General features: G+C 60.9%; 21 protein-coding genes and 1 pseudogene. 9 read left to right on the forward strand and 13 right to left on the reverse strand.

Going from position 1 to position 22,716, the window contains the following annotated elements; genetic code table 11:
- Window positions 1–34: 34 nt before the first annotated feature.
- From FXB38_RS02040 to FXB38_RS02050, 3 genes are read right to left on the reverse strand one after another with little or no spacing between them, the layout of a single operon-like run.
- Window positions 35–1,276 carry an urea ABC transporter substrate-binding protein gene (locus FXB38_RS02040; RefSeq protein ID WP_148749111.1) on the reverse strand — a complete coding sequence of 414 codons (1,242 nt, stop codon included), beginning with the start codon at window positions 1,274–1,276 and terminating at the stop codon, window positions 35–37.
- Window positions 1,277–1,286: 10 nt separating this feature from the next.
- Window positions 1,287–1,952 (reverse strand): ANTAR domain-containing response regulator, encoded by a 666-nt coding sequence (locus tag FXB38_RS02045; protein WP_148749112.1) that lies wholly within the window; start codon window positions 1,950–1,952, stop codon window positions 1,287–1,289.
- A complete protein-coding gene (locus FXB38_RS02050; protein ID WP_148749113.1) occupies window positions 1,949–3,109 on the reverse strand; it encodes a transporter substrate-binding domain-containing protein in 1,161 nt (386 codons plus the stop codon). Before FXB38_RS02050 ends, FXB38_RS02045 begins: the two co-directional genes overlap by 4 nt.
- A 93-nt stretch (window positions 3,110–3,202) precedes the next feature.
- Between FXB38_RS02050 and FXB38_RS44565 the strand changes: the two genes are divergently transcribed.
- On the forward strand, window positions 3,203–3,328 hold the full coding sequence (locus tag FXB38_RS44565) for a hypothetical protein (RefSeq protein ID WP_283812701.1): 126 nt from the start codon (window positions 3,203–3,205) through the stop codon (window positions 3,326–3,328).
- A 42-nt stretch (window positions 3,329–3,370) separates the two neighbouring features.
- Here FXB38_RS44565 and FXB38_RS43595 read toward each other — a convergent pair whose 3' ends face one another.
- From FXB38_RS43595 to FXB38_RS02070, 5 genes are all read right to left on the reverse strand, one after another.
- Complete coding sequence (locus FXB38_RS43595) at window positions 3,371–3,916, reverse strand: M20/M25/M40 family metallo-hydrolase (RefSeq protein WP_246229593.1); 546 nt, start codon at window positions 3,914–3,916, stop codon at window positions 3,371–3,373.
- A gap of 56 nt (window positions 3,917–3,972) precedes the next feature.
- The gene (locus FXB38_RS43600; RefSeq protein WP_246229595.1) at window positions 3,973–4,596 is read right to left on the reverse strand and encodes a M28 family peptidase; all 624 of its coding nucleotides are present in this window, start codon (window positions 4,594–4,596) and stop codon (window positions 3,973–3,975) included.
- Window positions 4,593–5,765 carry an iron-containing alcohol dehydrogenase gene (locus FXB38_RS02060; protein ID WP_148749114.1) on the reverse strand — a complete coding sequence of 391 codons (1,173 nt, stop codon included), beginning with the start codon at window positions 5,763–5,765 and terminating at the stop codon, window positions 4,593–4,595. The genes FXB38_RS43600 and FXB38_RS02060 overlap by 4 nt, the downstream gene beginning before the upstream one ends.
- A gap of 182 nt (window positions 5,766–5,947) precedes the next feature.
- Entirely contained in the window at window positions 5,948–7,315 is a 1,368-nt protein-coding gene (locus FXB38_RS02065; RefSeq protein WP_148749115.1) for a glutamine synthetase family protein, read from the reverse strand.
- An 18-nt stretch (window positions 7,316–7,333) separates the two neighbouring features.
- Window positions 7,334–8,677, reverse strand: a complete 1,344-nt coding sequence (locus tag FXB38_RS02070; RefSeq protein WP_148749116.1) for an aspartate aminotransferase family protein — start codon at window positions 8,675–8,677, stop codon at window positions 7,334–7,336.
- A 338-nt stretch (window positions 8,678–9,015) separates the two neighbouring features.
- On the opposite strand from FXB38_RS02070, the gene FXB38_RS02075 reads away from it, so the two are divergent.
- The 3 genes from FXB38_RS02075 to FXB38_RS02085 all read left to right on the forward strand — a co-directional run bounded on the left by FXB38_RS02075 (window position 9,016) and on the right by FXB38_RS02085 (window position 11,741).
- Window positions 9,016–9,852 (forward strand): DeoR/GlpR family DNA-binding transcription regulator, encoded by an 837-nt coding sequence (locus FXB38_RS02075; RefSeq protein ID WP_148749117.1) that lies wholly within the window; start codon window positions 9,016–9,018, stop codon window positions 9,850–9,852.
- Window positions 9,839–10,885, forward strand: coding sequence for a helix-turn-helix domain-containing protein (locus tag FXB38_RS02080; protein WP_246229597.1), 1,047 nt, complete (start codon window positions 9,839–9,841; stop codon window positions 10,883–10,885). The genes FXB38_RS02075 and FXB38_RS02080 overlap by 14 nt, the downstream gene beginning before the upstream one ends.
- Before the next feature lie 64 nt (window positions 10,886–10,949).
- Window positions 10,950–11,741 (forward strand): inositol monophosphatase family protein, encoded by a 792-nt coding sequence (locus FXB38_RS02085; RefSeq protein WP_148749118.1) that lies wholly within the window; start codon window positions 10,950–10,952, stop codon window positions 11,739–11,741.
- Between the two features lie 24 nt (window positions 11,742–11,765).
- Here FXB38_RS02085 and FXB38_RS02090 read toward each other — a convergent pair whose 3' ends face one another.
- Together FXB38_RS02090 and FXB38_RS02095 are read right to left on the reverse strand one after the other, a co-directional pair.
- Window positions 11,766–12,722, reverse strand: coding sequence for a choline/ethanolamine kinase family protein (locus tag FXB38_RS02090; RefSeq protein ID WP_148749119.1), 957 nt, complete (start codon window positions 12,720–12,722; stop codon window positions 11,766–11,768).
- A complete protein-coding gene (locus FXB38_RS02095) occupies window positions 12,719–13,597 on the reverse strand; it encodes a phosphotransferase (protein WP_246229599.1) in 879 nt (292 codons plus the stop codon). Before FXB38_RS02095 ends, FXB38_RS02090 begins: the two co-directional genes overlap by 4 nt.
- Before the next feature lie 282 nt (window positions 13,598–13,879).
- Here FXB38_RS02095 and FXB38_RS02100 point away from each other — a divergent pair, with 282 nt between their 5' ends.
- Entirely contained in the window at window positions 13,880–15,286 is a 1,407-nt protein-coding gene (locus FXB38_RS02100) for an amidase (protein ID WP_148749121.1), read from the forward strand.
- A gap of 150 nt (window positions 15,287–15,436) precedes the next feature.
- Here the strand turns inward: FXB38_RS02100 and FXB38_RS02105 are convergent.
- Window positions 15,437–15,556 (reverse strand): annotated as a pseudogene (locus FXB38_RS02105) (IS5/IS1182 family transposase); the annotation flags it as partial.
- A gap of 439 nt (window positions 15,557–15,995) precedes the next feature.
- Here FXB38_RS02105 and FXB38_RS02110 point away from each other — a divergent pair.
- The 4 genes from FXB38_RS02110 (at window position 15,996) to FXB38_RS02125 (ending at window position 19,176) form a co-directional block, all read left to right on the forward strand.
- The gene (locus tag FXB38_RS02110) at window positions 15,996–16,628 is read left to right on the forward strand and encodes a DUF1326 domain-containing protein (protein WP_148749122.1); all 633 of its coding nucleotides are present in this window, start codon (window positions 15,996–15,998) and stop codon (window positions 16,626–16,628) included.
- A 49-nt stretch (window positions 16,629–16,677) separates the two neighbouring features.
- Window positions 16,678–17,460, forward strand: coding sequence for a DUF2182 domain-containing protein (locus FXB38_RS02115; RefSeq protein ID WP_148749123.1), 783 nt, complete (start codon window positions 16,678–16,680; stop codon window positions 17,458–17,460).
- Window positions 17,461–17,720: 260 nt separating this feature from the next.
- Window positions 17,721–18,125 (forward strand): hypothetical protein, encoded by a 405-nt coding sequence (locus FXB38_RS02120; protein ID WP_148749124.1) that lies wholly within the window; start codon window positions 17,721–17,723, stop codon window positions 18,123–18,125.
- Window positions 18,126–18,147: 22 nt separating this feature from the next.
- Window positions 18,148–19,176: a hypothetical protein gene (locus tag FXB38_RS02125; RefSeq protein WP_148749125.1), complete on the forward strand. Its 1,029-nt coding sequence runs from the start codon at window positions 18,148–18,150 to the stop codon at window positions 19,174–19,176.
- Between the two features lie 932 nt (window positions 19,177–20,108).
- Here FXB38_RS02125 and FXB38_RS02130 read toward each other — a convergent pair.
- Both FXB38_RS02130 and FXB38_RS02135 read right to left on the reverse strand, forming a co-directional pair.
- Window positions 20,109–20,687: a tetratricopeptide repeat protein gene (locus FXB38_RS02130; RefSeq protein ID WP_148749126.1), complete on the reverse strand. Its 579-nt coding sequence runs from the start codon at window positions 20,685–20,687 to the stop codon at window positions 20,109–20,111.
- 208 nt (window positions 20,688–20,895) lie between these two features.
- On the reverse strand, window positions 20,896–22,716 hold the full coding sequence (locus FXB38_RS02135) for an ABC transporter ATP-binding protein (protein WP_148749127.1): 1,821 nt from the start codon (window positions 22,714–22,716) through the stop codon (window positions 20,896–20,898).

Here is a 22,716-nt window from a genome sequence, read left to right on the forward strand (position 1 = left end):
CGTGCCCGGAGGGCCGGAGCGATCAGCCGCCGGGTCAGGGTTTCGGCGGCGGATTCGACGGCGTGTACTGGGCCATCGGATCTTTCTTGGTGAGATCGCAGCCGGCGTCACCCAGCCAGTACGGCTTGATGTCCTCCCAGGTCTTCGGGAAGGAGATCGAATGGTCGGCACCCACCTTGGCCAGATAGATCGTGTGCGACATATGCTGGCTCTTGGGGTCGATGCAGACCTTGCCCTCCGGCGCATCCATGCAGACATCTCCCACCGCGATCACCTTTCGGATGTCCTCCCGCTTGGTCGATTTCGCCCGCTCCACCATCTGCTTGTAGAGATAGACGGCGAGATAGGAGTTTTCCGCCTCCTGGTTCACATAGGGCTCGCTCGGAAACTTCGCCTTGAACTTGGCGTAGAACGCCTTGCTCCTGGGCGAATCGATCTCCTCGATGTAATTGGTGGTGACGTACATGTCCTTCAGGCTCGGCGGCTTGAAGCGCTTGTGTTCGTAGCCCTGGCCGACGTTGACCGAGGACGCCATCGGCAGGTTGACGTTGGCGGAAGCCGCCTGCTCGTAATAGGAGGCCTGTGCGGTGCCGACCAGCAGCGTGACCACGAAGTCGGGCTTGGCCTTCTGGATATTCTGGATGCTCTGCGAGAATTGCGACACGCCGAGCGGGATGAATTCCTCGCCGGCCATCTTGCCACCGTTCTCCTTGACGATCTTGCGTACCCACTCCGCCGAGATCTGGCCGAAATTGTAATCGGCCGCCAGCGTGTAGACGTTCTTGCCGTACTTCTCCATCATGTAGGGGATCAGCGTGGAGAACTGCTGCTCGGGCACCGCGCCGGTGACGATCATGTGGCCGTCGCAGACGCCGCCTTCATACTGATTGTTGTAGAAGGCGAAGCCGTTGAACTGATCGACGATCGGGCGGTAGGCCTCGCGCGAGGCCGAAGAGAAGCCCGCGAACACGACGTCGACCTTGTCGCGCTGGAGCACGCGCCGCATGAACTCCTGGTAGCGGGTGTTGTCGGATTGGGTGTCGTAAGGAACGAGCTCAAGCGGCCGGCCCATGATGCCGCCGGCCTTGTTGATCTCCTCGGCGGCGAGCTCGATGGCGTGGACCTTGCCGATGGTGGCCGCGGCGAAGTCGCCGGACTGATCCTCCAGCACGCCGAGCTTGATCGGGTTCTCGGCCGCTGGTGCCAGGGTGGATCCGAGGACAAGCGTCCCCGTGAGGGCTGCGGCACGCAGCCCCCGCAATACAGACTTGCTCATTTTGCTTCTCCTAGATGGCTTGCTTGTCGCCGCCTTGCAGCATGATGCCGGTCGTGCGGCCCGTCATATCGGGCGGCTTCGCCCGCTTGTTCAGAAACTCCTCGCAATAGAGTTCCATGTTCTGCCGCGCGCGCATGCTTTCGCGACGGAGCCGGGAATAGGCACCCTCCTCGTCAAAGCCATCCTGCTGCATCAGCAGGATGACGGCCCGGATCACCGCGCGGCGGCCGCGACGGCGCTCCTCGAGGTCCTGCAGACGCTCAAACATTTCAGCGCGCAGCAAGAACTGGTTGATGCCCATGAAAAGCGACGTATAGACCGCGCCACCATGCACCGGCTTGCGCAGGAATGAGGTGGCGCCGAGATTAACCAGCGCCTTGAGCCGGCTTGGCGCCTCGACGCCGACGAGCCCGATCACCGGCACCGGCGGTAGCCGCGAAGCCGGGTTGACCTCGATCGCAACCGCGCCTTCGAGGTCGCCGTCGACGAACAGGATGTCCCGGTCGGCCTGAAGGCTCGCAACGTCGATCTGCGCGTGGCTATCGATGATCTCCGGATATTCAGTGGAGACCCCGAGCTTGGCGAGCGTTGTTTCGAGCGTGCTTTCCCATCCGCCTCGCCGGGTGACGACGATGGCGCGGCCGCCCTTGAAGTTCTGTAGCAGTCGGGAGCTCATGATTGCACCACCTTCAACAGCGGAGAGCGCATCGCGCTGGCAAAGCGCGGCGACGACTGAACAAGATACGGATCTGGCGCGATCGGCTCGCGGGATTCCAGCAGCACCTCGAACTGCCCGTTGGCGGCCGAGCGACCGATCCGTGGCGTGAGCCAAGCGTGAAAGGTCTGCCGGTCGATGCGGACTTCCCCTTGCGGGGCGCGCAGTCGTTGATCGGCCACAGCGGCGCGCACCGTGCGGGCGTCGTCAGTCCCGGCCTGCGCCAATGCCGCTGCGAGCAGCTTGACGGCGATGTAGGAGGATTCAGCATCTGCCGACGACACCGGTCCATCCGGAAAAGACGCCCTGTAGGCGCGAATGAAGGCGGCATTCTCGGGAGAATTCAGCGAGGAGAAATAGACACTCGAGGACAGGTGCCCATCGACCGCGTCCGGGCCGATTTCCGGCAATTCCGGTTCCGACAGCGTGCAGCTCGCGACCGGAATTTCGGCGGCCTGGTCGATGCCGCGGGCGCGGCAGGCGGCACGGAACGCGCGGAAGAAGGCATAGGCACTCGTGCCGATCAGATTGTTGAAGACGAAATCGGGTCGCTGATCGATGATGGCCGCGATCACCTGGTCGACCTCGGTATCGCCGACCGAAAGATAGCGCTCGGCGAGCACGGCGCCGCCGCGCGCTATCAGCGCCTCGCGAAAGATGCGGTTGTTCTCCCAGGCCCAGATGTAGTTGGAGCCCACGCAGAAAGCGCGAGAGCCGACCCGGGATGCCAGGTAATCGACCAACGGCAGCACGTGCTGGTTCGGTGCGGCGCCGGTGTAGATGACGTTATCGGAACTCTCGAAACCCTCGTAGTGAGACGGATACCACAGCAGTCCATCGAACTTCTCGAAGCACGGGATCACCTCCTTGCGGCTCGACGAGGTGTAGCAGCCGACCACCTGGCGAATGCCGGACCCCAGGAGTTCGAGGCTGAGCGAACGATAACGAGCAAGGTCGCCGGAGGGATTGACCACGACCGGCTCCAATACGATGCCGCCACCGCTCGCATTGACCTCCTGGAAGGCCAGCAATGCGCCGTTAAGGATCGAGCGCGCGACGACGCTGTAGGAGCCCGTCGTCGAGAACATCACGCCAATTCGATACCGCTTCTGCGCCATCACTCGATCCAAAACAAAAAAGCGCCCGTCGGCTGTGAAGCCGAGGGCGCCCTCGCCGCCAACCGAACACGCGATGAAAGCGTGGCGTTGGAAATGGTTGAACTCACCGCGTTGATGGGCCGTCTTGCCCTACGCTTGCGCGATACGGTCGTTGAGATCGGATATTATGTCAAGCGCGTTGTTGCAGCGGAAATTGCCGCAATTCGTGCCGGCCTGTAGCAAAACTGTGCAAGGTGGTTCAAGCGCTGGCCCGTTCGGGCGTCACTCTTGCGCAGTGACCATGTGCCACAATGTCTCGACCAGCACGGCGTAGCCCTTGTCGAGAGCTTCAGGTGCCGTGAATTCACGCGGATTGTGGCTGAGGCCGCCTTGGCTGGGCACGAATATGAGTGAAGCCGGAATGCGTTTCTGGATCGCCAGGGCATCATGCCCCGTGATGGTCTTGAGTGTCATGGCCTTGCAGCCGAGATCGCTCGCAACGGCCATGATCAACTCGACACCAGCCGGATCGAGCAAGGGGGCCGACCGCCTCTCGTCGGCGGCTATCGAGATGCCGACTCCGATCTCGCGAGCCTCTCGCTCGATCCGCTTCAGAAATCGGTCACTGATAGCGACAACGACGGCTTCGTCTTCGTGTCGGATCTCGAACCAGACCCTCGCTTGGCCCGCCACCACATTCGGCGAATTCGGGTAGACACTGATGCGAGCCGCCGAGGCATGCGCGCCGGCGTTCTCGCGCGCGACTTCGACATAGAGGGATTCGATCGCACGCGCGGCCGCGCGCAGCGCGTCTCGGCGCATCGACATTGGCATCGGTCCCGTATGCGAATAATCACCCTCGAAGACGACCGATATCTTGCGGGTCATCCAGGCGCCGGAAACCGCGGCAATGTCCCTGAGGTCTGCTCAAGCCGATCGCCCTGCTCCACGTGAAGTTCCACATAGCGTACCGGGCGAAGCTCGAGTGGCGTGACACCACAATAGCCGATCGCGGCCAGCGCGGCGCCGAGCGTGACGCCGTCGCCGTCTGCGCAGGCATAGGCATCCTGCAAGCTCAAGCTGCCGGCGAAGACGGAGCTACCGGTCAGGCTGGGCTGAAAACGGGCTCCCTCCTCATTGGTCCAGTTTGCGACAGCCAGATTACGTCGTGCGGCGCCGGGGGTCGCAAGACAACGCTCCCTGACCGCTTCCACCGCAAGGAGTCCTGCCAACACACCATAGGCACCATCGTATCGACCGCCCGTCGGCTGAGAATCGAGGTGCGAGCCGGTGATCACGACGTCGTCCGACGCAGGGGCAAGAATTGCGACGCCGAACATGTTGCCGATCGCATCGATCCTCGGCGCGAGGCCGCGTTCGCCGATCTCGCGCAGAAACAGATCTCGCGCCTGCTTGTCGAGCGCCGTTGCTGCAAGCCTGCAGACGCCGCCGTCATCGGTCGCACCAATCACCGCAAAGCCTGCGATGAGATCGTGCAACGCGATCATGTTCCGAGATCGCCGCGAATGGCCGCAAGCGTCAGTTGCTCGAACTCCGCTTCGGTCAACCGCCGGGGATTGGCGCCCGCCGTCGGATCCTTCACCGCATCGGCCGCAATTGCCCGGGCGTCACTCTCCTTCACACCGAGCTCGGCCAAAGTATGCGGCACGCCAAGCTTCCTTCGCAAGGCCAGGATCCAGGACAAAACCGCATCGAAACCATGGTTCGGCAAATTCAGCGCGCGAGCTATGTGCGGAATCTTGTCGGCGATCGCATCTTTATTGCAGACAACGACGTAAGGAAAGACCACAGCATTGGTCAGTCCATGATGGGTGTCGTAGCGCGCACCGACCGGATGGGAAACGGAATGGATTGCGCCCAGTCCCTTCTGGAACGCGGTAGCTCCCATCGACGCAGCCGCGAACATGTACGATCTGGCTTCGAGATCGCGACCATTCTCGACCGCACGCGGCAGGTAGCTGTCGACGATCTTCATCCCCTCAAGGGCAATGCCGTCGGCGAGCGGATGGAATGCCTTGACGCAATAAGCCTCGAAGCAGTGCGACAGCGCGTCCATGCCGGTCGCCATCGTCAGAAACGGCGGGAGCCCAATTGCAAGCTCGGGATCCTCGATCGCGATCTTCGGCATCATCATCGGATGGAAGATGATCTTCTTCTCATGCGCGTCCTCGCGCGTGATCACGACGGCACGGCCCACCTCGGAACCCGTGCCGGCCGTGGTCGGCACGGCGATGATCGGTACGATGCCATTCGTGTTGGCGCGGGTCCACCAGTCGTCGACGTCCTCGAAGTCCCATACCGGTCGCGACTGCGCCACCATGAACGCAACGCATTTTCCGACGTCCAGCGCCGAACCTCCCCCGACCGCGATCACACCGTCATGGCCGCCCGCCTTGAATGCCGCAACACCCGCGCGCAAATTCGATTCCGTCGGATTGGCCTTCACGTCGGAGAATACGCCGAGCGGGATATCCGCCTCGCGAACGCGACTGACGATGCCGGCGATGAGGTCGGTCTTGGCAAGACCATGGTCGGTCACCAGCAGAGGCCTGGCAAGGCCGTATGTCCCGCACGCCTCGGCAAGCTCGGCGATGCGTCCCGGACCGGCGATGACGCGGGTCGGAAAATTCCAGGCCCCGGTGATTTGGACATCCATATGCGGCTCTCAGTGCTCGATGCGAAGGTGGAATGATTTTGGTCGGGTCAGCGCCTCAAAGCCGAGGCGCGACATGCCGGCGGCTGCGATTGGGCGGCGGGCAACCTCGCTGCCATCGATCGGTGAAATGCATACAAAGTCGTTCACGGAAAGTTACTCGTTCGAGGGAGGGCGAAGCGGGATCAGATGATCTCGAAATAGCGAGCAAGCTCCCAATCGGTGATGGCCTTGCGGAATTCGCGCTCCTCCCACTGCCGTGTCATGGCGTAGTGATCGACGAAGACGTCGCCAAACAGATTGCGGGCCGCCTGCGAGGCCATCAATCGCTCGGCGGCTTCCGACAGCGTGCGCGGAAACACACGCTCGGGCGGGTGACTTCGCTCATAGGCATTCCCGACGATTGGCTCGCTCGGTTCGATCTTGTGTTCGATCCCCCAGAGTCCCGATCCCAGCGCCGCGGCAATCGCAAGGTACGGGTTGATATCGGCGGCGGCGACCCGGTACTCGACTCGTTGGCTGGCCGGCTTGCCTGGAATGACCCGCAGCGCACAGGTTCGATTCTCGATTCCCCAGGTCGCATCCGTCGGTGCCCAGAAGCCCGGTACCAGACGCGAATAGCTGTTCACGGTGGACGCAACCATCGCAAGCAGATCCGGCAGCAATGCCTGCTGACCGCCGACAAACCAGCGCATGGTATCGGACATGTTGCCTGGACGCCCGCTCTGGTAAAATGCCGGATTGCCGTCCTTGTCGCGCAGCGAGAGATGCAGGTGCCCGGACTGGCCGGGATACGCGTTCGACCATTTGGCCATGAAGGTGAGCATCTTGCCTTGGCGCTCGGCCCAGACTTTCGAAAAGGTCTTGAACAGCACCGCGCGATCCGCCGCCGCGAGCGCATCGGTGTACAGGATCGCCGCTTCCAGGACTCCGGGGCCGGTCTCGGTGTGCAGACCCTCGATTGGCATATCCATCTCGTCGCACAGCTTGAGCAGCGAGCGATGGAATTCCGACTCCACCGAGGCGCGCAGCATGGAATAGCCGAACCAGCCCGGCGTGAGATTCCTCAGCCCGCGAAAGCTCTTTTCCCGCACGCTGTGCGGCGTTTCATCGAACACGAAGAATTCAAACTCGGCCGCCACTGACGGGGCAAATCCCATGCCTTCGGCACGATCGATGACCCGGCGGAGCAGCCGGCGCGGGCACAGCTTTTCCGCTTCGCCCTCGAACTCGCCGAGGAAGAACAGCATGTTCTCTTCCATCGGGATATCGCGGCAGGTCGCCGGATCGATGCGGGCAGTGGCGTCCGGAAAAGACGTGTGCCACCCGGTAAACTTGCCGGCGTCGTACATCTGGTCGTTGGAATCCCAACCGAAGATGATGTCGCAGAAGCTGAGGCCGCCCTCCAATGCGCCAAAGAACTTGTCACGCGCGAGATATTTTCCACGAATGACGCCGTCGAGATCGACAATCCCAAGCTTGACGTGGGACAGGCCTCGCTCCTCGACCAGAGCCCTGGCATCGGCGGCGGATTTTACGTTTCTTGCATCCATGAACTTCGAACGAGCTCCTCAAGCCGCCGAGATCGCGCGCAACTCTTCGTCGCAGGCGGTGATGAACATATCCGCGTGATCCGCGCCGAAACACAGCGGCGGACGAATCTTGAGCGTACTGCCGAATGGTCCGGCGGCGCCGATCAGGAAGCCGCGCTGGCGCAGGCGGTTGATCAGCGTGATTGCGAGCTCCGGCGCCGGCTCCCTGCTGTCACGATCAGTTACGAGCTCGAGGCCGATGAACAGACCGGCACCGCGAACATCCCCGATCTGGATGTGCCGATTGCCGATCTCGCGCAATCCGTCCATCAGATGACGTCCGACCTCGCGCGCATTCTGCAACAGGCCCTCATCATTGATCACGTCGAGCACCGCAAGCCCCGCCGCAGCGGCCACCGGGTTGCCGCCGAACGTGTTGAAGTACTTCACTTCCGCCGCAAAACAATCGAGCAATGGTGCACGCAGAGCGACGCCTCCCATGGGGAAGCCATTGCCCATGGGCTTGCCCATGGTCACGATGTCGGGGACGACACCATGACGCGCGAAGCCCCACATGGCTGTACCGGTGCGTCCAAAACCGGGCTGCACCTCGTCGGCAATGAACAGACCCTTGCGTTCGTGGACGAGTTTCACGGTCGGCGCCAGGAAGCCGGCCGGATCGGAATAGACACCGTCGCTCGAAAAGATCGTATCCACCAGCAGCCCTGCAAACCCGACACCGCTTCGCTCGAGATCGGTAATTGCCGCAGCAACACCGTCGGCGAAACGCCGACCGGGATCGCCAACGGGATTGCGGAACATCTCAGGCGCCGGCACCACCCGCACATGGGACGGCAATGGTTGGCCGGGACGTGAGGACGGCGATACATCGGTCACGGCTGCAGTATTGCCGTGATACGCCGTCTCCGTGACGATGAAGCCGGCCCGGCCGGTTGCGACCTTCGCGATCCGCAGCGCCAGATCGTTAGCCTCGCTCCCGGTGCACGTCAGCACCAGATGATCGATCTCGGATGGAAAGGTCGCCAGCAAGCGCTCCGCATAGACATCGACCACGTCGTTGAGATAGCGCGTGTGGATGTTGAGAACGCCGATCTGGCGGCGAACGGCCTCAACGACGCGAGGGTGCGAATGCCCTACTGACGGGACGTTGTTATAGAGATCGAGATATCGGCGGCCTTCGAGGTCAAACATGTAGACGCCTTCGGCGCGCTCCATTCGGATCGGCTCCTCGTAAAACAGGACCGAAGCCTTGCCGAAGGATCGCAGGCGTCGTTGCACCGCCTCCCCGAGTTCGGCGCCCATCGCGGACGCGCGGCTCCGGTCGAAGGCGTTCAACGCCAGAATTTCTCGTTCCTTCTGCACCGCACGCCTCCTCTGACCGCGCCTTGCGCAAGTCAAAGCGATCACTGCAGCGATCGTGCCGCAGCCATTCCACGATCAGCTTGGAGAAATGTGTGAATTCCCACAACGTCAAGCTGATCAGAGGCAAGAAACATCAGAGCCTCAGGCACACAGCCTCTGGCGTTCGGAAATACTATTTTGTTTTCAATATATTAAGCTGATACCGACGTGACTTGCGGCGATATCGGGCATTTGGCTGCTCAAAATTTGAGGGAGTTGCCACAAAATTAGTGTATCTTTCCAATCTGCTGTGAGAAAGAATTCCTTGTGCCGACGGCTGGGCAGGTGAGGACACCCCAATGACGAGCGAGCCGCTACAGACCAGCGACGCCTCCGGGGCCGACAAGCGGCCACGAAAGACCGATGGCGATCGCCTCTCGAAGCTGGCGCGCCACAAGCACATCATCGCGCAACTCACCGCCGCCCCTACCCTGCGCGCCTCCGAGATTGCGGCCTCGCTTGGTGTATCCGGCGAAACCATACGCCGAGACCTCGTTGAGCTTCAGGAACAGAAGCTCATCAACCGGACCTATGGCGGCGCCTCCCGCCCGTTTGCGCTCGAGCCGGCTCTCACCGATCGCAAGGCGCTCATGATCGCCGAACGCGAAGCGATCGCCGCCGTGATCGCCGACCTCGTTCTGCCAAACGAAGTCCTGATGCTGGCCGCGGGCGCCACGACGTTTCACGTCGCGAGACGATTGGCTTTGCGCGCGCGCGACATCACGGTCATCACGCACGACTATGCGATTGCTGGCGCGCTCGCCGTCAACTCCTCCATCAGGGTGCTGTGCTGCCCGGGCCGCTATCACCCGACCGAAGGCTACGTGTTCGGTACACAGACAATCGCCAACATCAACAGCTACGAGGCCAACCGTGCCATCGTGAGTGCGACAGGCATCAGCGCCCGGGGCGCGAACGATGCGGATGACGAGGCTGGCGCGATCTATGGCGCGATGGTGAAGCGCGCTGCGGAAGCGATCCTGGTCGCCGATCACAGCAAATTCGACCAGCGCGCTCTGACCGTGTTTGCGCAATGGACCGATATCGACCGTCTGGTTACCGATCGGCAACCGGAAGGATCTCTGGCAACGGCACTCCGTGAAGCCGGAACGGAGTTGATTGTTGCCCAACCCTGAGAAAGACCAAACCATAGCAAGCCTCACATCTCTTGCTTCTCGCGAGGAGTATACCGGCCTTGATGGTGACGGAGACAAGGGTCCTGCGCTGCACCAGCGAACCAGGATCGGTCGCCTCGATCTCGAGCTCGTCGAGCCGCACCGAGCCTTCACCTGCAGTTGGAAACGCACCTCCAGCATCCACGATGCTTCCTATGCGCTTGTCTTTCCCCTGACGGGCTGTGTGGCATTCAGCCAGGACGGCCGCGTCGGTATTGCCATGGCCGGCGAATATGTCCTGCTCAGTGAACTCGCCTTCTACGAATTGTCGACCGACAAGGCCGCTCGCTTTCTGATGCTTCGAATCCCGGCCGCGGAGCTGCGCGGACGTCTCGTGTCGATCGAGGATCACATCAGCCGGCGCTTCAAGCCAAACGAACAGATGACCCGCCTTCTGGCCGGAATGATCGGAAACGTGGCCGAGCTGTTCATCGAGCTTCCGGCGCCGAATCCACAGGCGCTTGCGACCGAAGTCATCAGCTTCGTAGCGCTCACGATCGGCTCGGAGGACCGGGGCGCCGCCACGGACGTCCGCAATGCGCGCTATCATCTGCGTCGCAGGATCGTTGATTTCATCGAAATCCATCTCGGCGACCAGTCCCTCTCACCGAAGAAAATTGCGGCCAGCAGCCGAATCTCGCTGAGCTATCTCTACAGTCTGTTCACGGACAACGAGACCACAGTCAGCCAGTTCGTGCAGACCAAGCGGCTGCAGCGAGCCTACGAAATCCTGGTTGCCGATCCCAAGGGCCACCGTACCGTGTCGGAGGTCGCCTACGAAGTGGGCTTCAAGAACGTCTCGCATTTCTCGCGTTGCTTCAGCCGCCACTTCAAGGTGGCCCCGCGTGACGTTCGCCAGGCGCCGGAAGCCGCGCCCCGGCCCGGTGCTGCCGAACCGAACGAATCGTCTTCGCCACGATTGGCCTCCTCACGCAGGGCTTTCGGATCTCCGTATTGGGACGTCCACAAGCAAGAGCTTCGCGAGACGGTTTAGAGCCGAATTCCCAAGGCCAGCCGTTGCGCAGCTCTGCGCGACGCGCTTTCCCCTGGAGCGAGCATTGGACGACATTCAAGACAAGATTTCCGCGAACGAACTCGCTTCGTTCTTCGATGAACTCGCCGAAATGGCCGGCCGGATCGCGTTGACCTACTTTCGGTCCAGCGTCGATTTCGTACGCAAGCAGGACTTGACGCCGGTGACGATCGCCGATCGCGCGATCGAAGTGGAATTACGCCGCCTGATCGGCGCGCGCTTCCCCGATCACGGCATCCTCGGTGAGGAAATGGGATCGACCCTGGGCGATCGCTACACCTGGTATCTCGATCCGATCGACGGAACGAAGAGCTTCATCTCCGGAATGCCGCTGTTCGGCACGCTTGTCGCGCTGGCCGATGAGCGCGACGGGTCGGTTGTCGCCGGCATGATCGACATGCCGGCGCTGGCCGAACGGTGGTACGGCACGCCGCGTGGGGTCACGTTCAACGGCAAGCCGGCCAAGGTGAGCCGCACGGCAAGATTGGAAGACGCGCAGATCTACACATCCTCGCCGGACTTCTTTACGTCGCAGGATTGGGCTCGCTACGATCTGCTGAGCAAGAAGGCCATGTTCCGACGATTTGGCGGCGATTGCTATCAATATGGGCTGCTGGCGTCCGGCCATTGCGATCTCGTCGTCGAGACGTCGCTCAAGTCGTTCGACTTCATGGCATTGATTCCCGTGGTCGAGGGCGCCGGCGGAATCATACGCGACTGGGATGGGCGGCCGCTCACACCGGACTCCGACGGACGCGTGATCGCCGCAGCGAACGACAGCTTGCTCAAACAGGCCCTGACCGTCCTGAAGCAATAGCCGCGAGAGGCGGCCCGGGCCGGCTCACACCAGCCGCAACCAGCTGTCCCAGCGCGGGTCATACATCACGTCCCGGGCGCGCATGTATTTCCAGACGCCGTACTTCTGGTAGTCAAAATCCCAGCTGTTGAGCTTGCGGTTGACGACCGCCCATGAGGCCCATTTCATGTCCGCGAGCGCACGGTTGAGAATGACGCGGGCAATCATCTGCGGACGAACCTCGCCCAGATATTGCTCGATGAGGGCTTCCGTCAGCTTCTCGTCAAAGAACATTTCGGCAAACAACACGCCGAGCTCGTAGCTGCGCTCATTGTTGGAGGCAAACTCGTAGTCGATCAGCTTCATCGGCCTGGGCGCGCCGGTCTCGGCCGAAATGAGGAAATTTCCCGGCATGGGATCGTTGAAGCACGGCACGAGATCGAGGCCCGACGCCAGGAAGGCTGACTTGGCCTGATTGTAACGGTGCATCAGCCAAGGCATGTCCTGCGGGAAATGCGATCCCAGTTCCTTGCCTTGCTCGATGTGTTCCTCGATCATGTCGAAGATCGTCTTGGTCTGGCCGAGCTTGGGGCCGCCATGCAGTCGACGATAGAGATCGAGAACGTCGGACTGGATGGCGGAATCGCCGAAATCCGCATTGGTGCAGGCGCGATAGCCCTCCAGAAATTCACTGATCTCCAGCCCGTCCGCCGCGTCGAAGAAGACGACCTCCGGCCCGACACCCATGGCATGGGCATTGCGCGCGGCCTCGTTGGCGGTGACGCGATTGATGAACATTTCCGAGCCCTCGCCCGGCACCTTGACGAAATAGCGACGCCCGTCGCCGGCAATCTCGACCAGCCAGTTCTGGTTCGACAGGCCGCCGACCAGCGGCGCATACGCGCCCTCCTTGCCGCGCCATTGCGGGACGCGAGCGATTGCGGCTTCGACGTTGCGTTCGTGAAGCGTGGTCCCCTCACCAACTTTTCTACGAACGGTCATGCTATCCTCCGAAGCATCTCGCCAAAGCGGGGCTCCCGAACCACCATGCGGCAACGCACGAAGCGCCAACTGGCAAATTTGTAGAACTCCAGCGTGTTGCGTGCCGATTTGGCGGCGAGCAGCGCGCCGATCAATCCCCAGCGCAGATCATCGGCCACGCCGTAAATCCGCGCACGGTTGAATGCAACCTCCTCGAAGATCCCGGTGCTGCGGGTGAAAACGTCGCGTGCCTCGGGCTCCTGTGCACAGGCCTCGACCAGGAAGCTGCCGATATCCTCCAACGGGTCGGTCGTTGTCGCGCGATCCCAATCGATCAGACGAACCTCGCCTGCGTCGCTGATCAGGATATTCGACACATTGCCGTCGCCATGGATCGGCACCGCCTTGATATCCAGCGCTCGGAAGGCGTCGGCCGCAAAGCGCAACTCCTTGACCAGCCATTCGGCATCCGACGGCAATTGGGCCTTCGCGGCCGCCGCCGCAGCATAGAAATGCTCAATCTCGTCAAAGACACTCTTGCGGCGTGGCAGCGGTGGTCCGGCTTGAAACAGGCGCATCGCCGCAATGACGGCGTCAACGATGTCGCGCTCGAGCATCCGTTCCAATGTACCGACCCGCCAGCCCTGGTTGAGATCCTCCATCACCAGCAGGCCGGCCTTCGGGTCAGCCAGCAGCACTTTGGGCCCGATGCCGAGATCGGATGCACGCTGCGCCGCCTCGAAGGCGCACGCCACGTCGATATAGAGCTTCGCATCGCGATCCATGGCCTTGATGAAGATGCTTTCGCCACCGCCCTTCCTGGTGGCGCGCCAGGGAAAGCCGTCGACACCTCGCCAGCTTGGCGAAGCCAGGATCGGGATGGCAGGCTCGATCACGATGTCTCCGGACCCCCATCCTGGGAGCCCGGCAATGGTATTCCGGATGGTGGCCGGTTCCGTTCCAGATTGACTCATGGCGACTTCTGATCTCTTGCGATTGCCGTTCAGCCGACCTTCATGTCCGCCCAATTTGATCAGGACTGATTTTGATCAGGACAGATGCAAAAGGGATGCCTCGCGCTCCACCAAAACATGCCGTTCGAGCGGCGGCTCTACCCCAACGCAGGCTATTTTCGCTATCCGGGACAGTGATCCGGAACGCTACTCATTGAGGCCACCATGTCTGCTGCAGAACTGATCGGGATGAGCCTTGCCGAGTTGACCGAGGCTTACGCCTCGCGTGCGCTATCGCCGGTAGACGTGCTGCGAGCCGTCCTCAGCCATTCCGAAGACGTCAATCCCGCGATCAACGCCCTGTTCAGCTTCCGTCCAGAGCAGGCCACGGCCAGCGCGCAACAGTCTGAAGCCCGATGGAAGGCCGGAGCTCCGCTGGGTCCGCTCGATGGCGTTCCGATGACCGTCAAGGACAGCGTCGCCATGGTCGGCTGGCCCTACTTTCATGGTATCGGAGCCAACCGCGCCCTGCCGCCCTCAAACTACGATTCACCACCAGCGATCGCGTTGCACGAAGCCGGCGCTGTGATCTTTGCAAAAACCACCATGCCGGATTGCGGCCTGATGGCGTCAGGCATCAGTTCGCTGCACGGCATCACCCGCAACCCCTGGGGACTTGCCTGGAATACCGGCGGCTCGTCGGCGGGCGCCGGCGCATCGGTCGCGGCCGGCGCCGGATATGTCTCCGTCGGTACGGATATCGCGGGCTCGGTCCGCCTGCCGGCCGCGCATTGCGGCCTCGCCGGGCTGAAACCAACGCACGGACGCGTGCCGCATCTGCCGGCCGATACGATGCGCATGGCCGGTCCCATGGGCCGCAGCGTCGACGACATCGCACGCCTGCTGAGCGTGCTGACGCGGCAGGACGAGCGCGATACCTGGAGCCTCCCAGCCGACGGCGTGCGCTATCACGAGCGCCTCGCGCGCGATGTGAAGGGATTGAAGATCGGCGTCCTCACCGACATGGGTTTTGGCATGAAGCCCGAGGCGATCGTGCGCGAGACCGTCGAGGCGGCTGGAAAGCTGCTGGCCGGAGCAGGCGCGATCATCGAGTCGTTCACCTCGCCGCTCGATCATGACGCCTATGAGGCCATCGACTTGTTCCTTCAGGTCCGCGGCTATCTCGAATACACGTCCCTGCCCCCACACAGCGACGCGCCAAGCGACATCAATCCCTACGTCCGCGCGTGGAGCCTGGGCGGAGCGAAGCACTCAGGCACCTACCTTTACCGGGCACTCGGCCGGATCGCCAAGATGAAAGCGGCGCTGCTGGCGGCCTTCGAAGGCTGGGACTATGTCATCTCACCGACGCTGCCGGTGGTGAACTTTCCGGCCGAGGAGCCGGGCGTCTCCCGCGAGATGCCGCTCGAGCACACGCTGTTCACCGCCATGTTCAACCAGACCTGCCAGCCCGCCTCGACGGTCTGCATGGCGTTCGATTCCCGGCATCTGCCAATCGGTGTCCAGGTCATCGGCCATCGCTTCGACGATCTTGGCGTGCTGCAGGTGACCAAGGCGCTGGAGGATATGCGTCACGTCAAGATGGATTGGCCGTTCAAGCCACGGCCCTGATCGCTAGAGCATTGAGGCTTCCAGGCCGGACAACAGAAAATCGAAAACAACCCCATGCACAGTAGAAAATCGTCGGCGCGGCTTTGCGGATTTTGCGAATCGATTTGACACGTCGGGCAAAACACTGGCAGAGTGCGATCATCACACTTTGCGATTTCGTTTCGGCGGAGTGTTCGCCCATGCTCCTTCCTGGCGAGCAAGCTCCCTGAGCCAGTCGGCGTCATAGCCATCCGCGAGCAACATGGTTTTGGAAAGCAAGGCGCTGAGGAGCGACATTCGCGTCGTCGTTAAAACACGAAACGTGCCCGTTAGGCTGCTTCTGCGAACGTCGCGATGCGTCCGGTCAGCTTGCGCCTTATTATTTTTTGTGCCGCGCTTACCGCCAGGGGTTTCGTTGGCGAACCTTTACATTGAGCCTGAGCTGATTGTTGGCGACTAACTGCTGTTTGCAACCGGAAATCGGCCCGGCTCTACCAAAGGGCTCTGCCCGATAAGAGCGTCGAATGCACCTGTACGCTCAGAACGCGGGCTGATATGCTTCTATGATTGGGACAGCATGGTCGCCGGTCCGTTAGCCGTCGCATGGCTTCCCGGAATGATGCATGTCGTTCAGATCAAGTCCCGATCCCGCATTGCTCCGGATTTTTCGACGCAAATGGATTATCAAGCGGCTTAATGGTCCCGCGGACAACGCGATGGGAGGTGCGTCATGGCTGCATCTGACTGGCGTCTCGAAGGCGAATGGATCAAGAACTGCAATTGTGCATTTGGCTGCCCCTGCGATTTCAATGCTCCGCCGACCCACGGCAGCTGCAAGGGCTTGGTCGGCATGAGAATCACCAAAGGACATTTCGGGAGTACCAAGCTCGACGGCCTGGTGTTCGCCGCAACCGTCGATTTTCCCGGCGCACTGCATGAGGGCAACGGGCAGATGCAGCCGATCATCGACGAGCGCGCCACGGCGGAGCAGCGCGAGGCCCTGTTCAACATCTTCTCCGGCAAGCATTCAGCCGACGGCACGCTGTTCCATATCTTCAGCCTGATCGTCACCAAGATCCACGATCCGGTTTTCGTGCCTTTCGAGTTCACCTTCGATAAGAACGGGCGCGTCGCCAAGCTCGTCGCCAAGGGCGTGCTGGAGACGGAGGTCGAGCCGATCAAGAACCCTGTCACCGGTACGCCACATCGCATCCAGGTCGTGATGCCGGAAGGGTTCGAGCACAAGGCCGCCGAGGTGGCCTCGGCCAACATCCGCTCGACCGGCGCGATCAAGTTCGACACGAAAGGCACGCACAGCTCTCTCGCAAACGTCGTACAGACGCCTGACGGTGTTGCGGCTTGATGCCATGTAAGGTTCTGTCTTTGATCTGACCTAGGCGTGTGTGAGCCCAATGGCTGAGCTGTTGGCCTTGGAATACTTGCTGCGGCGCGACCGCCTTATCGTCGGCGTCGGGCTGGCTGTCGTGGTGGCGCTGGCGTGGGCATATCTGGCCACCGGGGCAGGCATGGACCCCGACATGGCCGACATGGCAATGGATATGCCGATGCCGTGGTCGCCGTTCTACGCTGCGCTCGTGTTCGTCATGTGGTGGGTCATGATGATCGCCATGATGGTGCCGAGCGCTGCTCCCACGATCCTGCTATTCACGGCAATCCGCCGCAAGCAAGTGACCTCCGTCAATCCCTCGGCGGAGGCCTGGCTTTTTTTGGGCGGCTATCTGCTGGTGTGGGCAGGTTTCAGCCTCTTCGCGATCCTGACGCAGTGGGGCCTCGAACGCGTCGGGCTATTGTCCATGGCTATGGCAAGCACCAGCCCGGTACTCGGCGGTGTCATCCTGCTCGCCGCAGGACTCTATCAGTTCACGCCGGTCAAGCATGCTTGCCTGCGCTACTGCCAGAGCCCGGTACTATTCCTAAGCCGGTACTGGCAACACGGTGCAGGGGGCGCACTACGCATGGGGCTCCGGCACGGAGGCTACTGCCTCGGCTGTTGCTGGTTCCTGATGGCGCTATTGTTCGTTAGCGGGGTTATGAATCTTGTCTGGATTGCGGGCATCGCCCTCTATGTCGCATGCGAGAAATTGCTGCCACACGGCCGCGCATTCAGCCGCGCCGCCGGTGTCGCGCTAAGCGCTTCGGGCGTGTTTCTACTTGCCCGCGCGTTCGTTGCTTAATTGTCGAAGGGCGTCTGCGCATGGCCCGAACACGAAGCCGGGGCGGAGCACTAAATTGTCGGCTCATCGGGGTAGATCGGAAGCGGACGGCCGACCGCCGGAACGGCGCTTTTGACCCGCAGCGGACTTTCGACACCAGCCTTATTGGCCCGCCGCGATGCGCTCTATGAAATTGAGTATAGTTAGATACCAAACCTTAGCGAGTGGAGCTTAGGGATAGGCAGTAGGCAGGGCAGCCATCGACGGAGAACCGGGCAACAATGAAGACTTTGGTGCTTGATAAGCGCGCGTCGCTCTCGTCGGATGACGTGGTTGTATTTCACCAAAAGCCCAATGTGATCCTTTACAGCTTCGAAGCGTCGAAGCTCATCCTTTTGTTCATTCTCGGCCTGAACGTTGTGCAGGTCTTTGGCCTTCACTTGTTGAGGCATGCATCACTGATCTTTCTGGTGAAGCTTACCTTACTGATTGATAGTCTGCTGCTTCCGATCTTTTTCATCATAGTTTTGCTGATCGCAAGCGGACTTACCTTTATCGTAACTCGCGCGGATGTGGGTACCCGTCCTCGCACACGGCAACATCCGGGGAAGGGTTGCATCGTTCGGTTAACCATCCAAGTGGCACACGCTGGCCTGGTGAAAGCCAAAGGCTTAGGTTGTGAGTAGGTTCCCGCAAAGGTTGTGCGATATGTTGCGTTGGAATGGCTTTCTAGATCGAAGCTACGGCTGGAGCTCCGCAATCACAATCCTAACGGGAGTGCTGGCCCATGGGACGCTATCCGTCGGGGATAACGCTTACGCTGCGCAAAAGAAGGTTGCGCTATTCCAACACAAGACGGAAGCGTTGCTCAAGCGTGGCTACGTCAAGCTTTCCGGAGAAGATGCCGTCGAATTTCTGGTCGGCAACTCGGTGGTGATAAAGAAGACGGATAAGCCGAAGGGCTTCCCAGCCAACGATTTTGATCACCGCTATTATTTTACTGATCGGCATACGGCTTACGAATGCGTAGCCAACGACTGTTGGACACAACCCTGGAAAGTCGATCGCGAGGAGATCTGTTTCGAAGTCCCTTCTGTACTTTGCGATAGTCCGGCCCACAGGTTGTATGTTGCACCTCGCCTTTTCAGGTCTCCTCATCCTGATGGGCGCACCGGAAAGATAGGCATCTACCTGACGTCCGAGTTGATCCCCCACGCTGTCGTCAAAGGCAATGCGACAATCACGCCGCTGGTTGACCCAAACGGCGCGGGCAAGATGATTCAGGTCAACTCAGCAGATCTTGCTCAGGGGATCTCAGCAGTCAGCGAATTTTCTGGCGGCGACAAGAAAGCTCCAATTGTCGGCACGCGCGCCATCCCGTTCTTGATAGGTAACACGTTTATCTCTGGTGAAACCGTAACTGACGAGCATGGGGACGTCCGCTTGTGTCCCGTTCAAGGCTACTATTATTCGCCCGATGGTCGCATCATTACGTTCAACTGCCATCATGAGCAGGATCGGCCGGACACTTGGTCGATGCACATGACGCACTGGAAATTGGCGTCAGGCAGGCTCTGCGTTGAGGACCTTAGCGGTGACGGGAAGTTCGGCTGTGGAGACGATTTTGAAAGGGTGTACCTAACCCCCTCAGATCACCCCAACGAGTGGCTCGTTGTTGCGGAAGACTTTCCGCGCAAGACAGTCGGATACGCAGGCAATATCTTTAATTTCAAATAGATTGCCTCCACATGGAAGTTGGGACTTCCGCATCTGGCCCACAGGCGACTTGCCGCCAGCAGCCGTTCCAGGGCCGCATGTGACCCGAAGCCGACGTTACGGATGCGCTCACGGCCTCCGGCAACTTCACGAGACATTCAGCATTTCCGCAGATAGTAGGTTGACGAAAGGTAGAGACGCAACTTAATGGTCGAGCCGGTTGGGTGAATTCCAAGCGATGTCATTGAGAGGACTGGCACGGGTCACTATGGGTGTTAGTGGCGACAAACGGGACGATGTGTCGGGTGGCGTCTCACCGCCTCCTTCGCGCGATAGCCGATCACTTGTGCCTGGCTGGCTCGCTCTCTATTTCGGCGCCTTGATTACGTTGACGTTCGTCGCTGTTATTCCCGGCACTATCACGATAGGCTTCCTAGTTTTCTTTATTCCTGGCTTGGCTCTGCTTGCGTCGCCGACGCTGCTCTATTATTCGATTGCCGCCCTACCATCCTACTTCGTCTATCGACTTCATGGGGGACCTCTTCTCACATCTCTCGTGGCGACCGTTAGCGTTGCTAGCGCAGCGTTGCTGCCTCACTACGCTTCCCAGCTTGAGAGCCAGGTTGCTGCGAAAACCCCGCCCGCGATAGGAGATCCGACACAGCCATTCTATTTTGGCTATGTTCATTGCAAGAACAGCGTCAACGTTTGCTTGGCAATTGCACGCGATTGACGATCCAGCCATCTCCGCGTCAGGATAAGTTCTCGCCGCACTCGCATTGAGTGGGTTGGCTATATCGCCGCAAGGAGAATGGTCCGCTACTGGCCCATCGCGTTGATTGGCGCACCGCAGCGACATGTCCGGGGCGAGAGGTAGAGCGGAAGTCGTCCCAGTCATGGTCCGACCGCCCCATTTGACCCGAAGCGGACTTCAACGGCTTGACTAGCTGCTTTCACGGGCTTCTGCTTTTCAAGCGATACATCAACATTTCATGGGTTTCGAGCGCCTCATCTCGGCGAAACAGCTGCATGAAGGTCGAAACGAACTCAAGAGTGACCTTAGCGGCAAACAACGTTCTAAAGGGTTGATGCGCTATTCTTCGCAGTTGCGCTAACTTCGCGAGCTTGCCGCCAAGGAACCCACATTTATGGGATCGACCGTACCACGCAGCGGCTCTCAGCTGGCTCAAGCGCCCATGTTGTGATTGATAGTGCGTTCCAAGCCAAAACTGCGCTCTCCAGTTACCTTTCGCAGCGAGCTTACGAAGTTCACGTATTCCTTCTGGGACGCCGCGAAGCTGAAGGAAGCGGGCTCGATGCAAAACAGCGTTTTCTTGACCGGACGAGGCGGCACGATCAAACCACTTCCATGCGGTCACGAAATCCGCGTCAACGGCATCGCCTCGGGCATACTCCCAAGCGAGAGCCAACTGAGCGTCAACGTCGCCGCATGATGCAGCGGCAATCGATTCAGGAATTTTGCTGCGGCGTTCGGCGCGATCATCAGCGCGGCCCGATAGTGCCAGTCGCATCGTCTAACCAATGCCTCTATTGTCCGTGCGGAGTGTCTCTCATACGACATTAAGGAAACATCACTCTGCGACTGTCAATTGGAAGCGACGTTCGTCCGCTGTTGGCCCACAGCGTCGTTTCGCTGCTACGCAACCCGTCAACTATCGGGGCATGGCGGACACTGACAAGCTGTCCGTCCAGCGGGTTTATGAGTTCACGGCCTCGTCTTTAAGCCGCCGCCTGCGCGTGATCGCCGTCGAGAAGATGGCAGGCGGCAAAGCGCCCGGGCGAATGCTCGAGGAGCCTCGGCGTCTCCACCCGGCAACGGCCGAATGCTTTCGGACAGCGCGATGCAAAGCTGCAACCCGCCGGGATGTCGATCGGGCTCGGCGGCTCGCCCTCCAGCAGGAAATCGGAGGGATCGAACGGCTTCTCTTCCAGAGTCGGAGCCGCCGACAGCAACGCCTTGGTATAGGGATGCTGCGGATCGAAGAACAGATCATGGTTGTCGGCGATCTCGACCATTTCGCCGAGATACATCACCGCGATCCGCGTGCAGACCTTCCGCACCATCGCCAGATCGTGCGAGATGAAAACGTAGGTGAGGTCGTTCTTTTCCTGCAGTTTCGAGAACAACTCGATCAGCCTGCCCTGCTCGCGCTGGTCCAGCGCCGACAAGGTCTCGTCGAGGATCAGGAGCTTGGGATCGAGAATCAGGGCTCTTGCGATCGAGATGCGCTGGCGCTCGCCGGTCGAGAGCGCGTTCGGCAGCTGATCGTAGAGCTCCGCGGCGAGACCGACTTCGGCCATCGCCGCGATCACCCGCTTCCGCAAATCGGCGCGCGGGACCCGGCTGCGGATCAGGAGACTCTCCTCGATCATGCGGCCGACCGTGGTACGCGGCGGCAAGGCATTGTAGGGGTCCTGCAAAAGAAGCTGGAACTCGTTGCGCTTGCGGATCAGGTCCCGCGATGACAGCGCGCCGAGCGAGGTCCCATTCAAGACGATACTGCCGCTATCGGGCGTCTCCAGCCAGGCCAGCAGACGGGTCAGGGTCGACTTGCCGCAGCCGGATTCACCGACAATGCCGAAATTCTCGCGCGGCATGATGTCGAGCGTCACGCCACGCACGGCCTGCACATTGCTGTAAGTGTTGAAGGTGCCGCGCTTGCGGGCGCGATAGGTGCGATGGACGTTCTCCACCTTCATCAGCGGGGCTTCGCCTTGAGCCTGACGGCGAGCAAGCGGGCCCTCCGCCGTCTCCCACATCCGTGGCACGCTCGCGATAGCCTTGCGCGCGTAGTCGGATTGCGGCGAAGCCAACAGCTCCTCGAATGGCTGTTGCTCGACGAAGCGGCCCTGGTACAGCACGGCCGTCCGGTCTCCGAACTGGCCGAGTGTCGGCAAGGAGGACGACAGGTAGATCGTCGCCATCTTGTGCCGCATGCAGAGGTCATGGAGCAAAGCCACGATCTGCGCGGCAATGGTGACGTCCAGCGGCTGGGTGACGTTGTCGGCGATGAGCACGGCGGGTTCGGCACAAATGGCGTCCACGATCATCGCGCGCTGCATCATGCCGCCGGAGAATTTCGACGGGTAGTCCCAGTAACGTTCCTTTGGCGACGGGATTCGGACCTCGCCGAGCAGCTGCATGACCCGGTCACGACACTCGCGTCCGTTCCATTCAGGCCTGACGCTGTGCAGCTTCTCCGCGATCTGGACCCCGACCGGCACCGTCGGATCCAGCGAACTCTGCGGCTTGGAGCCGATATAGGCGATGTCGCGTCCGATCCGCACTTCGCGCGCACCGGCGCCAAGGATGTCGTGTCCGGCGAAGGCGACCCGTCCGGCGCGATATTCCAGGCTCTCCGGCAACCAGTTCGCCAGCGCGCGGCTGAGCACCGTCTTGCCCGCACCGCTCTCCCCGTAGATGCCGAAAATCTCCGACGTGCTGAGGCTGAAGCTGATGTGATCGAGAATTGGAGCCGCGCCCGGCGTCGTGGCACCGACCGTCAGATCGTCGATTTCGAGAATGCGCGAGAGATCCAT

Source organism: Bradyrhizobium cytisi, from assembly GCF_008123515.1.
In the GTDB taxonomy this organism is placed as follows: domain Bacteria; phylum Pseudomonadota; class Alphaproteobacteria; order Rhizobiales; family Xanthobacteraceae; genus Bradyrhizobium; species Bradyrhizobium cytisi.

Coding starts and splice junctions, on each gene's coding strand:
- FXB38_RS02125 (WP_148749125.1), top strand. CDS start 18,148: ATGTTGCGTTGGAATGGCTTTCTAGATCGAAGCTACGGCTGGAGCTCC.
- FXB38_RS02120 (WP_148749124.1), top strand. CDS start 17,721: ATGAAGACTTTGGTGCTTGATAAGCGCGCGTCGCTCTCGTCGGATGAC.
- FXB38_RS02115 (WP_148749123.1), top strand. CDS start 16,678: ATGGCTGAGCTGTTGGCCTTGGAATACTTGCTGCGGCGCGACCGCCTT.
- FXB38_RS02050 (WP_148749113.1), bottom strand. CDS start 3,109: ATGGCGCAGAAGCGGTATCGAATTGGCGTGATGTTCTCGACGACGGGC.
- FXB38_RS02130 (WP_148749126.1), bottom strand. CDS start 20,687: ATGCGACTGGCACTATCGGGCCGCGCTGATGATCGCGCCGAACGCCGC.
- FXB38_RS44565 (WP_283812701.1), top strand. CDS start 3,203: ATGGTTGAACTCACCGCGTTGATGGGCCGTCTTGCCCTACGCTTGCGC.
- FXB38_RS02090 (WP_148749119.1), bottom strand. CDS start 12,722: ATGACCGTTCGTAGAAAAGTTGGTGAGGGGACCACGCTTCACGAACGC.
- FXB38_RS02135 (WP_148749127.1), bottom strand. CDS start 22,716: ATGGATCTCTCGCGCATTCTCGAAATCGACGATCTGACGGTCGGTGCC.
- FXB38_RS43595 (WP_246229593.1), bottom strand. CDS start 3,916: ATGTCGATGCGCCGAGACGCGCTGCGCGCGGCCGCGCGTGCGATCGAA.
- FXB38_RS02045 (WP_148749112.1), bottom strand. CDS start 1,952: ATGAGCTCCCGACTGCTACAGAACTTCAAGGGCGGCCGCGCCATCGTC.
- FXB38_RS02040 (WP_148749111.1), bottom strand. CDS start 1,276: ATGAGCAAGTCTGTATTGCGGGGGCTGCGTGCCGCAGCCCTCACGGGG.
- FXB38_RS02100 (WP_148749121.1), top strand. CDS start 13,880: ATGTCTGCTGCAGAACTGATCGGGATGAGCCTTGCCGAGTTGACCGAG.
- FXB38_RS43600 (WP_246229595.1), bottom strand. CDS start 4,596: ATGATCGCGTTGCACGATCTCATCGCAGGCTTTGCGGTGATTGGTGCG.
- FXB38_RS02075 (WP_148749117.1), top strand. CDS start 9,016: ATGACGAGCGAGCCGCTACAGACCAGCGACGCCTCCGGGGCCGACAAG.
- FXB38_RS02110 (WP_148749122.1), top strand. CDS start 15,996: ATGGCTGCATCTGACTGGCGTCTCGAAGGCGAATGGATCAAGAACTGC.
- FXB38_RS02060 (WP_148749114.1), bottom strand. CDS start 5,765: ATGGATGTCCAAATCACCGGGGCCTGGAATTTTCCGACCCGCGTCATC.
- FXB38_RS02065 (WP_148749115.1), bottom strand. CDS start 7,315: ATGGATGCAAGAAACGTAAAATCCGCCGCCGATGCCAGGGCTCTGGTC.